Raw genomic sequence first — 18963 nt, 5'->3', positions numbered from 1 at the left:
GAGAGAAAAGAATTTAGAGAATAGACTCTTATTAATTTGCAAATGTCCTACACGTTCAATCATTTATTTACTCTTTACTCTTTACTCTTTACTCTTTACTCTTTACTCTTTACTCTTTACTGCATTTCCTGTTTCCTTGACAGGTTTCACCAATTCATCTTCAAAAAGCATTCGAACCGAAGGAGTGTAAGAATCGTCGTATTGTCCTTGTTTTACAGATACTATAAAGGCGACAAAAAAGATAATTGCCACCACCAGGCTTATCGCCAATAAAATATATATAACACTCATACTTACCTTAATTATTCGGTAAAAATAAGTGGGTTGTAAACCTTAGAAAATGACAAATGTCATACTTTAAAATTTTTCTTAAAAAACCTAAATATTTTGAGATATAGAGCATGAGAAGTGTATTTGTAATATATTGTATATAAATAAGTTAAGCGATTTTTTGAGGCGAAGTGTCTTATTTAGATTTTGTTAAAATATGGGATAAAAATTTTTATAACATTGGGAATGAAAATCAAAAAATGATTAATTCTTATTTAAAATTTAAGAGCAATGTTGTAGTCTAATTATGGAAGTTTTCTGCCAATTAGGTTGGTCATTACCGTGGTAAACACGACAATGGTAATAGAGCTTAATGGCATTAGAATTGCTGCTATAACAGGCTCTAACTGCTCTGTAATGGCAAAATACAGTCCCACACAATTATAGAGCAGCGATAGCATAAAACTCATTTTAATAATACGCATCGCCTTTTTAGATGCGAGAATATAGCTGTACAATTGCTGAAATTTAGTAGCATCTAATATGGCATCACAAGCAGGTGAGAAGACATTGATATTTTCTGAAATGGCAATACCCACGTTACTTTGGGCAAGTGCACCGGCATCATTTAAGCCGTCGCCTACCATCAACACTTTCTTACCTTGATCTTGTAGCGATTTTATGAACTCTAGTTTTGTTTCGGGTTTCTGGTTAAAGTACAGCGGAGTCAATTTTGGTAACAATGCTTCCAATCTTTCTTTTTCTCCTTCATTGTCACCAGAAAGTATCGCCAAACTTAACGTTTCAGACATCTCTTTAAAAACAGAAGAGAGTCCGTCACGATATTGATTCTGAAAAACATATCTGCCCTTATAAGCATTATTTGAGCTGATGTATATAGATGTGTCAAGCACATTCTCTGTGGTGTTGTTACCCACAAAATTGGCAGAACCAATCTTCATATTTATATCATCTTTAGAGCTTTTTAGTCCTTTGCCAACATGCTCTTCGTATTCATCTAAGGTGATGATATTCTGTTCTTTAAGTAAATCATATAAAGATCTGCTTAAAGGGTGGTTAGAAGCTCTAATCGTATTCTTAAGTATCGATTCTTCATCGGGTGTTAATGGCATGCCTTCGTAGTACGCCGTGCTCTTTTGTGTTGTTGTAATGGTACCGGTTTTATCAAAAATTGCAGTATCTATTTTTGCTAAGCGCTCAATGGTTTGCGTGTCTTTAATGTAGAATTTCTTCTTTCCAAAAATACGTAGCATATTCCCTAGAGTAAATGGTGAAGCTAATGCTATGGCACATGGGCAAGCTATAATCAATACCGCCGTAAACACATTCATGGCTTTAGACGGGTCGTAGAACAACCAAAAAGCAGTGGAAATAAATGCGATAGAAAGTACGGCAATGGTAAAACGTTTGCCAATACTATCCGTAAGGTTTTGAAAGGAGGTTACTTTATCCGTTTTAAAAATGGAATTTCCCCATAACTGTGTCAAATAACTTTGAGAGACAGATTTTAAGGCAATCATTTCAATGACACCGTTGAGTTGTTTTCCACCGGCAAAAACCTGTTCTCCAATATTTTTAGAAACAGGCTCAGATTCCCCCGAAACAAAACTGTAGTCTATTTGTGCATTGCCGTATACGAGAGTACCATCTACAGGAATCATTTCTTCGTTACGAATCAATATTCGATCTCCCTTTTCAATTTCTTGAACAGGCACGGTTTCTTCTTTACCTTTTAAGTTCAGTCTAGTAATGGCAATGGGGAAGTATGATTTGTAATCCCGCTCAAACGATAAAAAGCTATACGTTCTTTGCTGAAAGAATTTACCAAGTAATAGAAAAAATACGAGTCCGGTAAGGGAATCGAAAAATCCGCTACCTAGATCAAAGGCAATATCATAGGTACTTCTTAGAAATAATACAAGAATACCAAGAGCGATTGGCACATCAATATTTAAAAGTTTCGCTCGTAGCCCTTTAAATGCAGATACAAAGTAATCCCATCCAGCATAAAAAACTACAGGTAAAGAGAAGATGAACATCATCCATCGAAATAAGCCTTGATATTGGTTTAGCCAATATTCACCGCCAGAAGCTGCGCTAGAACCTAAATCGAAATAATCGGGAAAAGAAAGAAACATGACATTACCAAAAGCAAAACCGGCAACACCTAATTTATAAATAAGCGTTTTATCAGAAACTTTCTTCTTGCCTTCAAAATCCTCTAAAGAAATATAAGGTTCATAACCTATTTTAGCCAAAAGTAAGACGAGCTCTTTTAAGCTGAAACCCTCTTGTTTGTAGGTTATACGAATTGTTTTCTTCGGGAAATCAACTTGAGAATTCGTAACCATCTTATTTAGCTTGTTCAAATTCTCTAGAATCCAAATACACGAACTACAGTGAATTGTGGGTATATATAGGTTGATGATTTGGATATTACCATCATTAAATTCTGTTAGTTTCGCTATGATTTCTTCATTATCTAAAAAATCATATTTCCCTTCAATAGCTTTTGGTGTAGTACCTGCCGCCGCTTGTAAATCATAATAATGAGACAAATCGTTTGTTGAAAATATTTCATAAACAGTTTTGCAACCGGCACAACAAAATGATTTTTCATCAAATGTTATAAGTTGTCTATCACAAGGATCACCGCAATGAAAACAATTAGTTGCCTGCATAATTATAAATGAATTCGAAAGACAAAGGTGAAAATGAAACAGTTTTTAAAACATGATAATTGTCAGTTACTACCATTTTTAGCTTGTTTAATTTTGTCTAAGTATAATTTATGAGGCTATGGAAACTAGATGTGAAAATTGCATAATACGACAGTTTAATTCGCTCCGTGCGTTAAGCAAGGAAGAATTAAAAAAGGTGGCGGACTCAAAAATTTCTAAAAAGATTAAAAAAGGAGAAGCACTTTTTATAGAAGGGCAGAAGCTTGATGGTGTATTTTGTGTACGAGAAGGCGTTTCTAAATTATCTAAGTTAAGTAGCAATGGTAAAGAGCAAATTGTGAAATTGACCAATAGGGGTGAAATTATGGGGCAACGCTCTGTAATCGCCGAAGATTTTACCAATTTAAGTGCTACGGCTATTAATGATATGGAGGTGTGTTTTATACCCAAAGAGGTCATATCGAATACATTGAATACCAATCCCTATTTTTCTTTAGAGGTATTACGACATATGGCGCATGATTTAAAAGAAGCAGATGATGTTATTGTAAATATGTCACAAAAAACAGTGAAACAACGTTTGGCTGAGGCATTCGTTTATTTGAAGAAAAATTATGGTGAAGATGAAACCGGATTTCTACTATTGACACTAAGTAGAGATGATTATGCGAATATTGTTGGGGCTGCAACGGAGTCTTTAATTCGTATGATATCTGAATTTAAGAAAAAAGGACTCATAAAAACAGAAGGCAAAAAAATCGGAATCGTAGAAGAGGAGATGTTGCAAGAACTAGCGGACGGATTTTAAATTTTTTAGTATTCTGATAAATGTCATAGTTTCAGTTCTGTAGGGAGGCTACATTTATCATCAAATGATGTGTCTCATTTATGAAAAATATATTAATACCGACCGATTTTTCGCTAGCTGCATGGAATGCTATACAGTATGCCATGCAATTATTCGCAGAATCTGAATGTGTATTCCACTTTTTAAACGCCTATACTCCAGAATTACATAGTAACCGCTTAATGGCGGGTAGAGTTGCAGATGCCACCAAAGATTATTCTGCACAAACAGCTTCAGAAAAAGGATTGAAAAAGACCCTTCAGCGCATCAAAAAAGAGTATAATAATCCGCTTCATAAGTATAAAACGATATCTAGCTTCTCAATGCTTATTGACGAAGTGAAAGAAGTGGTCGAAAAACAGCACATAGATTTTATACTTATGAGTGCCAGCGGTGGTGCAGATGATGAATCTATTTTCTTGGGAAGAAATACGGTAAGAATATTAAACCATGTCGATAATTGTCCGGTAATGGTCATACCGGCAAGGGCAGTTTTTGAAAACTTACATTCGATTTCTGTTGTATCAGAATTCAACCATTTATTTAAGAGTGATGAATTAAACCCCGTGGTAGAATTAGCGAGGTATTTTAATAGTACGGTGCAATTTGCAAGTATGCAAAATGCTACACCACAAATCACAGAATTGCAACAGATAAATCATGAGATTATCACTGAAAAACTAGGGTCTATTGATTATAATTTCTACAAATTAGATACCGAAAGTTCCTTAACAACCACTTTAAAAAGGTATGTTGATCATACTAATTGCCAGCTACTTGTTATGTCTAACAATGCAAATAGCTATTTAAGAAATTTGTGTAATGATTATATTGTAGGTAAATCAATTTTCTGCTGCCATGTGCCCATGTTATCGTTACAATTAATTGAAAATAACATCAGTATTAGTCATTAAGATCTCCCATTTAAAAATTGATTGCTAAGGTTTAATCACAAAATTTTGGTCAATACTTAAAGCTAAGTTGAACGCTATCGATTATTTCTAAATATCTTTAGAGCCAAATAACCATAATACAACCAAAAAGTGAGCGCGGTAAACGAGAAGAAAGTAGCAGCATTAGAAGCGGTAAAATATATAAAATCAGGTATGACCGTTGGTCTCGGCACTGGGTCTACTGCATTTTATATGATCGAAGCTATTGGCGAAATGGTACAGAACGGACTAGAAATTAAGGCTGTAGCAACATCTGACGAAACTGAAAAATTAGCAAAGAAATTGGGTATACATGTAATTACCCTTGCAGAGGCAAAAAGATTAGATGTTACCATTGATGGTGCAGATGAGGTCGATGAAGACTTTCAATTGATCAAAGGTGGAGGCGGAGCGTTACTACGTGAAAAAATCGTCGCCCATAATTCTGATATGAATATCATTATTGCTGATTCGTCTAAAAGTGTTCCTAAATTAGGTAAGTTCAAGTTGCCAATAGAAACGATACCCTTTGCCACCCAATTGATTATTAAAGAATTGAAGGAAATGAAATTGTCACCAGTACAGCGAAAGAGGGGTGCAGAAGATTACAAAACCGATGAGAATAACGATATCGTTGATATTGATATTTGGGATACCGATATAAAACTAACCGATCTAGAACAGCAATTAAAAACAATACCAGGCATCGTAGAAACCGGATTGTTCTTGACTACAACTAATTTGGTGATTATTGGTAAAGGGGAAGAGGCTATTGTAAAAAAACGATAAGGTCTAAAAGGCAGTTAAGAAGACACTTGTGGAAATTTTTTTTTGATAAAAACGAATGTCGCTTCGATTGATTTTTTTGGAATAAAATGGAGAAAAATTGTATCGAGAACTTAATAAGTACTAACGGTTTTTGCTGGGAAAATGAAGGGTATTTCGAAGGTTTTAAAGGATTAATATAAAACTAAAGATGACATATAATTGGTCATCTGAAGTCACAAAAAAGGGTAAACTATGCAAGACGAAAAGCATTATGGTACACGAAGCAATTGGTTGCGAGCAGCAGTGCTTGGTGCCAATGATGGTATTTTGTCCACTGCTAGTTTGGTCATCGGTGTCGCAGCAGCAAGTACAACGAGAGAGCCTATTATTTTAGCTGGTGTAGCAGGTTTGGTGGCAGGGGCTTTATCAATGGCTGCAGGGGAGTATGTATCTGTAAGTTCACAAGAAGATTTAGAAAAAGCCGATTTGGCTCGCGAAATGAAAGAGCTAGAAGAAATGCCCGAAGAAGAACTTAAAGAACTCGCTTTAATTTATGAAGAGCGCGGTTTAGATTCACATTTGGCAATGCAAGTAGCTACACAATTAACCGCACATGATGCTCTGGGTGCACATGCAAGAGATGAACTGGGCATTAATGATATAACACAGGCGAATCCGTTATTAGCGGCATTGTCATCTGGCGCATCTTTTGTTTTCGGCGGATTGCTTCCTGTTTTGGTTGCTTATTTTGGTCCGTTAGAGCAAATGGAATATGTACAATATGGTTTTGCGGTAGCATTCTTGGCAGTTTTAGGCGCCATCGCAGCAAAAGCAGGAGGTTCGAATATATTGACAGCCGTATTAAGAATCAGTTTTTGGGGAACCGTAGCTATGGTTATCACCGCATTGATCGGGCATTTGTTCGGGGTAAATGTGGCGTAATGCTATTCTTTACTATCTATGGGCGAGGTAATCGATTCAAATTCTTTCATGGTAGCATCACCACGTAAAATATCGTCTAAAAATTCATAAATCAATTCAGGAAACTCTTAACCGAGAGACGCCCATTCGTGTACGCCTTCGGCATTAAAGTACACTTTATAATACCCGTCGATTTCAGAAAGGCGCTCGGCAATAGCTTTAGGTCCGTTAATACGTATATAACCAACATCCGTAGGGGTACAAAATCGATGCGGATTCGTATCATAAGGAACAACGGAATCTTTAACTCCGTGAAAAAACAGGGCAGGAGTCTTATTGCTGGCATCAATATAATTTTCATCTAGTACGGCACCAGAAAAACTTACTATACCGGCAATATTAGCATTAGGGTAGGGCAGTCTTTTAAAACGATAATCGTATCGCATAAATTGAAAGTTTAAAACAGTCTCGGCACCGGCACTACTACCGATCAAGAATATTTTATTGGGATCAGCTTTAAAGGGCAATGAATCTTTCGTTAAATAATTAATAGCCTTCGAAAGATCTGCAACCGCCTCGACGTAGGTATCAATTTTTATAGAAGCAGGGCAATCGCACCCAAAAGATTTTCCTTTTCTAGAAAGTCTGTAATTTATAGAAGCCACATTAAATCCTTTAGCCGCTAGGTATTTACTTAGTCGCTTTTCATCACCACCATTCCGTTGTCCCGCAGTAAAGCCACCACCATGCACTAAAACAACTGTTGGTTTTAATTCCATGTCTTTAGACGGTATACTATAAAAATCTAGCTGTAGGGTATCGGCATAATTATAGGTTTTCATTTGTACGGCATCCGGTTTGGAGTTTGAGCCTTGAGCAAATGAAGGGCTACTGGTAAAAATGAAACCAAATAATATGAAGATGTAACTGAAGATATGCAAAGCTATTTTTGAGGTCATAAGCGAAATTGTAGTGTTTAGGGGAGCATCCGAAGTAAACAGAATAGCACTAAAACGTTACATAACAAAGGTTGTCAGTTTAATAAGAGTTTGAATAAGTATGCATTAGCATCGTTCTAAAAAAATGCATAAAGCGTGCAAATGTACACTGTAAGTGTCTTACTAATAGTAATTAAAGATGAATTGGGTTAAAAAATGATTCAAAGAATGTTTTCGAAAACCCTTTCGCTACAATATATCTGTGAAATTAGTGGTGTATGAGCGCTTATGACTTGAATTCTATAGAATTATGTTGGGTGAAATATTTTAATTAGCGCCTTATATAAAGTATCTTTGGGGGAGATTTTAGTAGATCATAAAATAAACACGAACCTGAAAAATAATCTAATAATATAATGAACAACGAACTAGATCAATTAGCAGCCGATAATATAAGGGCATTAGCTGTAGCGATGGTAGAAAAGGCAAACTCTGGACACCCAGGTGGGCCAATGGGAGGCGCAGACTACATGCACATTTTATATTCTGAATTTTTCAACTACGATCCTTCTGATATGAAGTGGCCGTTTCGTGACCGTTTTTTCATGGATGCTGGGCACTTATCTACTTTAATGTACGCTCAGTATTATTTATTGGGTAATTATGAAAAAGATGATGTAGCTAATTTTAGACAATGGGGATCGGTAACACCGGGTCACCCAGAAGTTGATGTTGCAAGAGGAATTGAAAATACATCTGGGCCATTAGGTCAAGGTCACACCATGGGTGTTGGTGCTGCAGTAGCGGCCAACTTTTTGAAAGCACGTTTTGGAGATTGGATGAACCATAAAATTTATGGCTTTATTTCTGATGGTGGTGTACAAGAAGAAATTTCTCAAGGTGCAGGTAGAATTGCAGGTCACCTAGGCTTAAGCAATTTTATTATGTTCTACGATTCTAATGATGTTCAACTTTCATCTAAAACAGATGAGGTTACTTCAGAGAATACGGCAATGAAATATGAGTCATGGGGATGGAAAGTCGTTACAATCGACGGCCATGATCATGATCAAATAAGAAAAGCACTTACAGATGCTAATGCAGAAACAGATAAGCCAACGTTGATTATAGGTCAAACGATAATGGGTAAAGGTTGTGTAACTGCAGACGGTACTCCGTATGAAGGGTACACAGAACTACACGGTAAGCCAATTGGCGATACAGGTGCAGATTATGAAAAGACCTTGGTAAACTTAGGTGCAGACGTAGCGAACCCTTTTGATATCTATTCAAAAGTAGAGGAGTACTACGAAGGTATAATCAATAGAAAGAAAGATCAAGCTCAGGCTAAGAAAAGAGAAATCGATGCGTGGCGTTCAGAGAATGCTGAGCTATCTGCAAAATTAGATGGTTTCTTAGAAGGTAAATTACCAAACTTAGACTTCAGTTCTATCGAGCAAAAAGAAGGTCAAGCAACCCGTGCAGCTTCTTCTAACGTTTTAGCGTATTTAGCGCAGAATGTAGAGAATATGATTGTATCATCTGCAGATTTATCGAATAGTGATAAAACGGACGGATTCTTAAAGAAAACACACATTTTAAAGAAAGGTGATTTTTCTGGCGCATTCTTACAAGCAGGAGTAGCAGAATTAACAATGGCAACTATGGCAAACGGTATCGCGCTTCACGGTGGGGTAATGGCGGTAGTGGCAACATTCTTCGTATTCTCAGATTACATGAAACCAGCTATTCGTTTAAGCTGTATTCAAGAATTACCGGTGAAGTTTGTTTGGACGCATGATGCCTTTAGAGTAGGTGAGGACGGACCAACACATCAACCAATTGAGCAAGAAGCCCAAATACGTTTGTTAGAGAAATTAAAGAACCACAGCCACGAGCAAAGTTTCTTAGCATTGCGTCCTGCAGATTCTCAAGAAACAAATGTAGCTTGGAAAATGGCAATGGAAAATCAAAAAACGCCAACCGGACTTATTTTATCTCGTCAAGGGATAAAAGATCTTCCTGCGAAAAGTGGTAACCGTTATCAGGAAGCATTAGGAGCTGAAAAAGGAGGATACCTAATACAAGAAGTAGCAGATCCAGACGTAATCTTGATCGCTAATGGTTCAGAGGTAGCAACATTGGTAGCGGCAACAAAATTATTGGAAGAGAAAGACGGTTTAAAAGTGAATATAGCTTCAATACCATCAGAAGGTATATTTAGACAACAATCAGAGGCTTACCAAGAAAAAGTGATTCCGCCGAACAAACCAGTTTTCGGACTTACAGCAGGTCTTCCTGTAAACTTAGAAGGCTTAGCAGGAGCAAACGGTAAAGTGTTCGGTTTAGAGCATTTCGGTTATTCTGCACCAGCAAACGTACTTGATGAAAAATTCGGATTCACCGGTGATCAAGTATACCAACAAGTAATAGATTTTTTAAAATAAATAATCTTTAGGTTTTACTCCTAAAGACATACATTATAAATTTAAAATTAGAAAAAGATGAAATTTTTTATAGATACAGCGAATTTAGACGAGATCAAAGAAGCTCAAGATATGGGTATTTTAGATGGTGTTACAACAAACCCGTCTTTAATGGCAAAAGAAGGAATTACAGGTGCAGACAACATTTTGGCACATTACAAGAAAATATGTGATGTAGTTGACGGTGATGTTAGTGCTGAGGTTATTTCTACAGATTATGAAGGTATGATCGCAGAAGGCGAGAAGTTGGTTAAAATTAGCCCGCAAATCGTTATTAAAGTACCTATGATCAAAGAAGGTGTAAAAGCAATTAAGTATTTCTCTGATAAAGGATACAGAACTAACTGTACATTGGTATTCTCTTCTGGTCAAGCATTATTGGCTGCTAAGGCAGGTGCAACATATGTATCTCCTTTCATTGGTCGTTTAGATGATATCTCTACAGACGGTTTAGGATTGATTGCTGATATTCGTTTGATTTATGATAACTACGGTTATGAAACTCAAATATTAGCAGCATCTGTACGTCACGTAATGCATATTATTGACTGTGCTAAAATTGGTGCTGATGTAATGACTGGTGGTTTAAGTTCAATTGTTGGACTTTTAAAGCACCCTTTAACTGATAGCGGTTTAGAGAAATTCTTAGCTGATTACAATAAAGGAAACTAAGTCGTAAGATTTAGGCTATTGATATAAAAAACCATCACTGAAAAGTGATGGTTTTTTTGTTTTATATTATTTGGCAAATAAGATGGATATAGTAACTTGTTATCTTATACAATCATATGTAACAACGTATCGTTGTTTATTGTATATGGTCTAATAATTTTAATCTAAAATTCAAATTAGAGCTATCATAGAATGTGCAAAATAAGATTATACCAAATTAATGCTTAAACATACACTCTCAATTATATTTTTTTTAATAGTAAATGTTTTGTTCTCTCAAACAACATTAAATCATAATATAGGTAGAGTGCCTATTGCGACAGACATGCTATCGTGCGTATTTGCGCAATCGTGGCTAGAACATTTAACCTTTCCGATTTTGGAATTGCTGAAACAGAAAAATTTTCAATAGACTCTGGTCAAGTTGCGATTTACAACTCTGGTGGTGGGGCAAGTGTTCAATTTAACATCTATCATATCGATTCAAATTTTCCAACCTCTTTTTCTATTACTAATCTTATAGGCAGTAGCCAAATAGTTCAATTACCAGTTATTGGAGAAACTCCAGAAATTGTAATTGTTAATTTTGATGAACCGATATTAATTCCGGATGGAACAGGTAGAATTTTAGTTGAGGTTAAAAAGTTTTATGATATCGCAAATTATGATAACTCCATTGCCTATATAGCAGGAACAGAAATTGATAATGATATTTCATGGTATTGGGGATGTAATGAAGTGTACTCACATACAAACACTGAAGACCTTAGTACACCATCGCTAAATGCCAATTTTTTTATAAATGTAACGGGTTCTGTATTCAATACAGACAATTTAGGTCCTGAAACACTATTAACGCATAATTCTTGTGATGATGTATTTAAAACCAGACAGTATGGGTGTACTGGGGGAGGTCTCAAATACGGAAGAACTTTTAATTTGGAGGATTTTGGCATCTCAAACAATGAGGAATTTGTTATTGACAAAGGGCAAGTTGCTTTTTCTAGTGTAGGAGTTTGGGACGTGAGAATAAAATTTAATGTCTATAGTATTGATGATAATTTTCCTGATTCGTATTCTGAAACGGATTTAATAGGCAGTAGCCAAGAAATTTCTATACCTTATTTTGGGTCAGGAAATGGTAATGACCCAAAAATATTCGATATCGTATTTGGTACCCCAATAGTTGTTCCCGCAAATGTTGACAGAATTCTGGTTGAAGTATTTAATCTTCCAAGTTCAGGTTATTCAGGGCATGTATTTATAGCTGGCGGGGTTCAAAGTACTGACATTTCTTGGCTACGTTCAGAAGCTGGTGGTTGTACTCCTTTTCAAGAATATATTGCTGTAACCACTCCTGATGTTAACTATTTTATTAATGTGTCGGGTAATACGAATCACGTAACTAATAACTTTGAAATGAGCATTTCTAATGTTTGTTCAGAATTTTTAAAGGAATTTAGTATGGCTCCTGCTAATAATGTGTCATCAATAGTTTGGAATTTTGGTGATCCTGTTTCTGGTGTCAATAACACAAATACAGATGTTTCTCCTTTTCATGATTTCTCGTCAGATGGTAGGTATACTGTAACAGCTACAGTAACTGCTAATGATGGCAGTGTTGAGGTGTTGACAGAAACTATAACAGCAATAGACCCGCCAACAGCTTATGGCATTGACAATGTGTATGCTTGTGAAGATAGCTTTGCAACTGGCTTTTCTTCATCATTCAACTTAACACAGATTAAGCAGCAAGTTCTTGGAAGTCAAAACAATATGACGGTCAGGTTTATAGATGGTAGTGGTAATGAATATGACACGTTACCTAATCAGTTTACCAACACTATTAAAGATCGTGAAACTATTAGTGTTAGGGTATCACATAATAACAATCCTTGTTGTTACTCTGAAACCACTTTTGATATTGTAGTGAATCCAATTCCCGATGTATCTTCAGTCGCTGATCTTTTTATGTGTAGTAATGATGCTAATGGGTTTGCTACATTTGATTTGGAGCAAGTACAAAACACTATTTTAAATGGTAGTAATGCAACTTCCGTTTTGTTTTATAGAGCAAGTGGAAATCAAATTCAAGCACCCTTGAATACCGTTGAAAATTTAGTGATAAATGTAGAGGAAATAACCGTTCGAGCATATGAAAGCACCAACAACTGTTTCAATGAGACTGCTTTTAAACTTTTGGTAAATTCATTACCTCTTGCTCAAGATTTAAACATGATAATCGGCTGTGATGACAATAATGATGGTATTTCAGAATATTTTGACACCTCTACAATAGCATCGCAAGTGGTTGGCGATCTAGAAGGCATGACCGTATCATATTTTGATGCCAATGGTGATTCACTGCCAAGTCCATTGCCTAACCCATACACCAATACAATGGCTAATGAAGAAACTATTACGGTAAGGGTAACAGATCCGGAAACATTTTGCTATAATGAGACGCCTTTAATTTTGAGAACTTCGACACAGCCACGGCTAAACATACCTTCTCCGGTCTATGCATGTGATCTAGGCGACGGTTTCTCTAGCTTTAATCTTTCTCATATTGAATCGGAAATTACCAATGGTCAAATAGGAATTAATTTATCATATTTTGATGTAAATGGAGTTCAATTACCCAATCCGTTACCTAACTCGTACAGAAATAGTTTCGCTTGGAATGAGACAATTATCGTACGAGCGGAGAATACATTGAATGCACTTTGTTATACTGAAACTAGTTTCGAATTAGTAGTTATGGAACTTCCCATAATACAGCTAGAGCCGAGCTATTTTTTATGTCATTTAGAACCTTCATTAATTATTGAAGTAGAGAATGATTTTGAGTTTTATAATTGGCTCAATGAAGATGATGATATAATTTCAGATACCCATGAGGCAGAGTTAATAAATGCAGGGTCGTACACCCTTAATATAGGTATAACTAAAAATGGGATTTATTGCGAAAACAGTTTTGATTTTGAATTTATTAGATCATCACCACCCATAATTACTAAAGTTAATTACCAAGAGTTGTCGAATAGTAATTACATAGAAATTATTGCAACAGGTGATGGTGATTTTGAATATTCTTTAGATGGTATAAATTTTAATGAAAGCAATTATTTTACCAACCTTATTGGGGGGAATTATACAGCAATAGTAAGAGATAAAAATGGATGTGGTGAGGATTTGAAAGAGGTAATGATAATAGATTATCCAAAGTTTTTTACCCCAAATAATGATAGCGTAAACGATTACTGGCATATTTATGAGGTTAGTCAATATCCAGACTCTAAAATATTCATTTATGATAGATATGGTAAATTATTAGCGCAGTTGTCTCCAAATAGTTTAGGTTGGGATGGATTTTTCAATGGTAAGGAAATGATTACTAATGATTATTGGTTCAAAGCAAATCTAGGCCAAGGCACCATTTTTTCGGGTCATTTTACGCTTAAAAGATAAGTAGAGTATTGAAAACCATCACTGAAAAGTGATGGTTTTTTTGTTTTATATTAGTAGGGATATAAGATGTATATAGTAACTTGTTACTATATACAATTGTTGCCATTAATAGCTCAAAAAATCAAAGTTCTAAGCGGAACGGAATCCTTTCTTCCTATCGAGTTTGACGGAAAAACTTGGCTGACGGATTCCAACTTCTCACGGAAAATTATGAATTGACCTTTTAGCAAGTTCGCGCGGATTGATCTCTTACTCGGTCGCAACTGCTGCGCGGACGGACTTTTTACTCGAACGTGTTTCAGAACTTACCGATCTGCGCAATCGGGACGCAATCGTTCTCGAATCGTTGCGCGATCGTTGTGTAATCTGCGCAAAGAGCCTGTGCTTACTCCCGTGTTTCGCTACTAATGGCAACAGAACCTATACGTAATGCGGGCAATGGTGTTTGTTCGCAGCGTTTGCGTATTTTTATGAGGTCCGCAAAATCTTTTGGATTTTGCTTTGGTCAAAAAAGAAAATCAAAACAAAAAGATTTTGCTACGTGCCTGGCGGAGAGTAATCGTATGTCTGCCCCCGCACTACGCATAGCTCAGACGTTGTGCCGCAAACAGAGACACTGCAACTATGGAAACGAATGAAATTTTAAGAGAGCAGATTTTTGAGACTATAAAAAAACAACTTAGGGATAACGACCCACCTGAGACTAAAATTACATACGACAGATTGATAAAAAACGGATTTGATGATTTCCAAACCAGACAATTGATTGGACAATGTTTAGCAGTGGAGCTATTTGATGTCATGAAAAATGGGAAACCGTATAACAATGAGCGGTATATTAAGAATTTATTAGCTTTACCCAAAGAACCATTTGAATAAGTTAAATGAAAAATACTCCCAAAAAAGAAAGACGACTTAATTCTGCCAAAAACTGGATAAAAACATATACAGGTAACAATCTTGTTAAAGGGTATTCAAAAAAGTATTCTGTTGACAAATTGTGTGCGGTTAAAGAACTAAGGATGATTGGAGTTGACATTTCAGAAGAATACGAAAAACAGTTGATTAATTCAATGGAAGCTTTAAGACAACAAAGACTTTCATTTAAAAAAAAGCGCGAGGTTAAATTAAACGACCTGTGCGGATTTGATAGTGATGAAAACTTTGCCATGATTATTGGATATACAAGCGGTGGATTCCCTTACGGAGTGACTTATGAAGAAATGGAACAAATAAACAATGAAACGGAATTTGAGTAATTATGCCAGCAGGACAAGCACATACTACTTGGTTTCCAGAATTAAAGGACATTCTTAAAGAAAGATGGAATTCAAAAATGACAATTGAGCAACATTTTGATATTGTTAATGATTTGAACAATAAGTTAACTCAAATTCGAACAGACTTGAATATTCAACCGCCAATGATGTGGTGTCCAAATTGTCAAAAACGACATCGCTCAAAATTTACTGATGTTTCAATCACAGCCATGTATTATGCACTTAAAAGGTTTGAAGTGTGTGGAAACGATGAATTTAACAAGTTATTAAGGGAATGGAAAAAATACTCAAAATCAGAGAACTTAGATATTTACGGAAAAGCAAAACCTGATAAAAGTATTACAAAAAACAATGATTAAAATAAAGTACGACGGCACAACACGGTGTATAAAACATAGCTAATTAGGTGCTAAACCGAAAGGTTTGTGTTTTATTTGCTGAGACCGCCAAGTTTTTAATTTGGCTTTTAAACCGAGAAGTTAAATCAAAATATAAAAAATTGGCTCTGTGCTAAACCCAAAATGTAGTATCTTTTTACACGCTACGTTTCATACACTGGGCCGTTGTGTTTCATGCTAAAAAAACTTATTCGAATGTTGAAATATGGAAATAAATCTGGCATATTATAAAAAAAAGGATTGGTTCAAGTTCTTGAAAATGATAGATGACCGAGAAAGTATGTTTGATACTTGGAAAGAATGGAATAAATCATATTTAAAAACTAAGCAAGGTTTAATTTCACAAGGCTTCTTGGTTAACGAAATAATTGTGGATTTGAAAGAATTAAAAAAATACTGTAATTCTCAGGGACTCAAAAATGATGGAAAAACTAGGTCTCAATTTGTAGCAAATTAAAAATGAATATAGAACATATTGAAAAGGTTAAAAATATACTAACCAAATGGAATCCACTAAAAGAAAAATCTTCTCTCATTGAAGACTTAAATGATTACGAAACAGAAGCAACTGATATTATATTTAACTTGAAACAAAACTATTCAGAAGAACAAATAAGTAATGTAATAGCTCTGGTTTTACATCAAGCCTTTAATATTAGTACGTTAAAAAAAGAATGTGAGTCGGTAGCTGCAAAAATAAAGCTTATAATAAGTGACGGGTAAAAGCACGAAAACACAACAAAACCTAAACGTAATGCGGACTTTAGGGCTAAAACGAAAGGTCTGTGTATATTTATTAGGTCGCTAAATCTTATGGATTTAGCTTTAGAACAGAAAAAATAAATCAAAACAATAAGCTTTAGCTACGAGGTATGGCGCAATGGGAGTCGCTTCTCTAATACCGCACTACGCTTAGCCCAAAAGCCATTATCCCTTCTAGTTAAGCTTATTATTGATTATCTAAAATAATGCTTTAATAAATCAGTTCAGGAAGAGCGTAAACCTAAGCGACGATATCTCTATTTAGTATCTAGCCCAACCACGAAATCACCCTTCCTTTAAACTAATTTATCATTCAGAATATATTATCTTCAAACTTAGAACCAAACATACGAGCTCAGGCGTTGGCAACAGCTAAAAAAAAAATGGAACAAGAGTTTAAGGAGTATTTCGATTCTTATCTAAAATTATTTCCTGATTTGAACTCGGAGGAACTAAATTTTTTAAGGTCATATTTGACCATAAAAAAGTATACCAAAAAGGAGTTTTTATTCAAAAGTGGAGAAGTTCAAAAAGAGGTTGGATTTGTGTGTAAGGGACTCTTAAGAAGATATTACATTAATGAAAAAGGGAATAAAATAACAACTGGATTTATCGATAAAAACCAATACGCAACTGATTATCCTGCATTTATAAGGCAAAAACCATCAAAGTATTTTATAGAATGCCTTGAACCGTCTATTATAATGAAACTACCTTACGATAAAATCCAAGAAGGATATGGTAAATTCAAAACAAGTGAAATGTACGGTAGATTAATAGCTGAATATGTTTTGACTATCCAAACTGATAGAGTTGAAAGCTTTTTATTCAAAAATGCTGAGCAAAGATATCTTGACTTTATTGCACAAAATAAAGACATTATCAATAGAATAAGCTTATCTCATTTGGCATCTCATCTTGGCATAGAACGCCAATCATTGAGCCGAATAAGAAATAAAATTGCTAAAAAATAATTTTTGTCACAAATGTGACAGGTAAAGAATAATGTTATATTCCATTTTTGCAGTATAATTATTAAAGAATTGTAAAAATGATTTCAAATATCAAAATTATCAAACTGACCTTAACCATACCGTTGCTCTTTTTTGGATTAGTTTCTTTTGGTCAAAACATAAGAGTTGAAACTTCAATACACTCAAATATCCAAGAGCAGACTAATAAAATTTTCGATAGCCTTGTAACTATCCGCCGCGATTTTCATATGAATCCTGAAATATCAGGAAAAGAGAAAAGAACTTCTGAGAAGATTGCTGAATATCTTTTATCCCTAGGGCTAGAAGTAAAAATAGGAGTTGGTGGCTACGGTGTCATTGGTATTTTAGATACTGGTAAAAAAGGAAAACGAATTGCTTGGAGAGCAGATATCGATGCAATGCCCTCAGAGATACCTGATGTTGTAGATTTTGTTTCAAAAAATGAAGGTGTAAGACATATTTGCGGTCACGATGTCAATACAGCTATTGCTCTCGGCATTGCCAATGTTATGGCTAGTCAAAAAGAAAAGTTAACCGGTACCGTATATTTTATCTTCCAACCCTCCGAAGAATCCTATACAGGTGCAAAAGCTATGATTGATGATGGTTTATTCGAGATTATCAATCCTGATGAAATTTACGGTTCGCATATCATTCCCTCTCAAAAAGGACTGGTATCTACCAAAGCCAATTGGTTATTTGCAGACCAAAAAGTTGTAAAAGTTTCCTATACTTCTTCCTACAAGGACGAAGAAGTCATCGATTTTACAAAAAAAATCATTTCAAATCTACAGAATATAGAACCCAACAGTAAGTTTTGGGATATGCAAAATATGTCAGACCCAGAGGTTGGTTTAGACCAAAAGAACACCATATTCAAAGACTATATTACTATCCATGAAAATTTTAAAGTAGAGAAACAAAACGAAAAAATAGCCATAAGTACTTACATATACCCTAGTAATCAAGAAAAAGCAAAATCAATTATACCGTCACTTAAAAAAGTTATTGCTGCATCTCCTTATGCCAAAGAATTACTCAATATTGAATTTTCATACGAGCGGGCGAATGTTCAAAATGATGAACTACTTACTGCAAACGCCATAAAAAGTATTTCTGCTATTTATGGAGAAGAAAACGTAGTTACCTTATATGGTGAAGTCCCATTCGGACGCGGTGATGATTTCGCTTATTTTCAAGAGAAAGTTCCTGGAGTATATTTTTTATTAGGAGGTTCTAACCTTGAAAAAAGAGTTATCTCAATGCCACACGCACCTAATTTTCAAGTTGACGAAAGTTGTATAAAAACAGGAGTAAATTATTTTTCTTCTATGATAGTAGAAAGTCTATTCAACTAAGCAAAAGAAAGCCAGTTGCCAACAATGTATAAAAAACATAGGGCGTTTGTGCTAAATCCAAAGGTCTGTGAATATTAACAAAGTCCGCTAAATATAAAATTTGGCATTTATAGTAGAAAAGATAAAAGCAAAATATTTATATTTAGCTAAGTAATAAACCGAA

The 18963-nt window shown here is 35.2% G+C and carries 17 protein-coding genes; 14 read left to right on the top strand and 3 right to left on the bottom strand.

Features of this window, described 5'->3' with window-relative positions; genetic code table 11:
- Positions 1–102: 102 nt before the first annotated feature.
- Positions 103–291, bottom strand: a complete 189-nt coding sequence (ccoS, locus tag ACPF9A_RS01235; protein WP_424000911.1) for a cbb3-type cytochrome oxidase assembly protein CcoS — start codon at positions 289–291, stop codon at positions 103–105.
- Positions 292–575: 284 nt separating this feature from the next.
- Complete coding sequence (locus ACPF9A_RS01230; protein ID WP_424000909.1) at positions 576–2972, bottom strand: heavy metal translocating P-type ATPase; 2397 nt, start codon at positions 2970–2972, stop codon at positions 576–578.
- Between the two features lie 118 nt (positions 2973–3090).
- Between ACPF9A_RS01230 and ACPF9A_RS01225 the strand changes: the two genes are divergently transcribed.
- The 4 genes from ACPF9A_RS01225 (at position 3091) to ACPF9A_RS01210 (ending at position 6461) form a co-directional block, all read left to right on the top strand.
- A complete protein-coding gene (locus ACPF9A_RS01225; protein ID WP_424000907.1) occupies positions 3091–3780 on the top strand; it encodes a Crp/Fnr family transcriptional regulator in 690 nt (229 codons plus the stop codon).
- A gap of 80 nt (positions 3781–3860) precedes the next feature.
- Positions 3861–4733, top strand: coding sequence for a universal stress protein (locus tag ACPF9A_RS01220; RefSeq protein WP_424000905.1), 873 nt, complete (start codon positions 3861–3863; stop codon positions 4731–4733).
- A 129-nt stretch (positions 4734–4862) separates the two neighbouring features.
- A complete protein-coding gene (rpiA, locus tag ACPF9A_RS01215) occupies positions 4863–5540 on the top strand; it encodes a ribose-5-phosphate isomerase RpiA (RefSeq protein ID WP_424000903.1) in 678 nt (225 codons plus the stop codon).
- A 231-nt stretch (positions 5541–5771) separates the two neighbouring features.
- Positions 5772–6461 carry a VIT1/CCC1 transporter family protein gene (locus ACPF9A_RS01210; RefSeq protein WP_424000901.1) on the top strand — a complete coding sequence of 230 codons (690 nt, stop codon included), beginning with the start codon at positions 5772–5774 and terminating at the stop codon, positions 6459–6461.
- 107 nt (positions 6462–6568) lie between these two features.
- Here ACPF9A_RS01210 and ACPF9A_RS01205 read toward each other — a convergent pair whose 3' ends face one another.
- Complete coding sequence (locus ACPF9A_RS01205; protein WP_424000899.1) at positions 6569–7399, bottom strand: alpha/beta hydrolase; 831 nt, start codon at positions 7397–7399, stop codon at positions 6569–6571.
- A 395-nt stretch (positions 7400–7794) separates the two neighbouring features.
- Between ACPF9A_RS01205 and ACPF9A_RS01200 the strand changes: the two genes are divergently transcribed.
- The 10 genes from ACPF9A_RS01200 (at position 7795) to ACPF9A_RS01155 (ending at position 18800) form a co-directional block, all read left to right on the top strand.
- Positions 7795–9825 carry a transketolase family protein gene (locus tag ACPF9A_RS01200; RefSeq protein ID WP_424000897.1) on the top strand — a complete coding sequence of 677 codons (2031 nt, stop codon included), beginning with the start codon at positions 7795–7797 and terminating at the stop codon, positions 9823–9825.
- Positions 9826–9882: 57 nt separating this feature from the next.
- Positions 9883–10536 (top strand): fructose-6-phosphate aldolase, encoded by a 654-nt coding sequence (gene fsa / locus ACPF9A_RS01195; RefSeq protein ID WP_027067520.1) that lies wholly within the window; start codon positions 9883–9885, stop codon positions 10534–10536.
- Between the two features lie 351 nt (positions 10537–10887).
- The gene (locus ACPF9A_RS01190; protein WP_424000895.1) at positions 10888–14007 is read left to right on the top strand and encodes a T9SS type B sorting domain-containing protein; all 3120 of its coding nucleotides are present in this window, start codon (positions 10888–10890) and stop codon (positions 14005–14007) included.
- 624 nt (positions 14008–14631) lie between these two features.
- The gene (locus ACPF9A_RS01185) at positions 14632–14886 is read left to right on the top strand and encodes a hypothetical protein (RefSeq protein WP_424000893.1); all 255 of its coding nucleotides are present in this window, start codon (positions 14632–14634) and stop codon (positions 14884–14886) included.
- A 5-nt stretch (positions 14887–14891) separates the two neighbouring features.
- Positions 14892–15266 (top strand): hypothetical protein, encoded by a 375-nt coding sequence (locus ACPF9A_RS01180; protein WP_424000891.1) that lies wholly within the window; start codon positions 14892–14894, stop codon positions 15264–15266.
- Positions 15267–15268: 2 nt separating this feature from the next.
- Complete coding sequence (locus ACPF9A_RS01175) at positions 15269–15646, top strand: hypothetical protein (protein WP_424000889.1); 378 nt, start codon at positions 15269–15271, stop codon at positions 15644–15646.
- A gap of 244 nt (positions 15647–15890) precedes the next feature.
- Positions 15891–16142 (top strand): hypothetical protein, encoded by a 252-nt coding sequence (locus ACPF9A_RS01170; protein ID WP_424000887.1) that lies wholly within the window; start codon positions 15891–15893, stop codon positions 16140–16142.
- Between the two features lie 2 nt (positions 16143–16144).
- A complete protein-coding gene (locus tag ACPF9A_RS01165) occupies positions 16145–16408 on the top strand; it encodes a DUF1871 family protein (RefSeq protein ID WP_424000885.1) in 264 nt (87 codons plus the stop codon).
- Positions 16409–16830: 422 nt separating this feature from the next.
- Positions 16831–17421: a Crp/Fnr family transcriptional regulator gene (locus ACPF9A_RS01160; RefSeq protein ID WP_424000883.1), complete on the top strand. Its 591-nt coding sequence runs from the start codon at positions 16831–16833 to the stop codon at positions 17419–17421.
- A 77-nt stretch (positions 17422–17498) separates the two neighbouring features.
- A complete protein-coding gene (locus ACPF9A_RS01155; protein WP_424000881.1) occupies positions 17499–18800 on the top strand; it encodes a M20 metallopeptidase family protein in 1302 nt (433 codons plus the stop codon).
- Positions 18801–18963 lie beyond the last annotated feature (163 nt).

This window comes from Maribacter sp. IgM3_T14_3 (assembly GCF_049603095.1).
Taxonomy (GTDB): domain Bacteria; phylum Bacteroidota; class Bacteroidia; order Flavobacteriales; family Flavobacteriaceae; genus Maribacter.
Note: the sequence above shows the minus strand (reverse complement) of the source record. Positions and strands in the feature narration are given on the sequence as shown.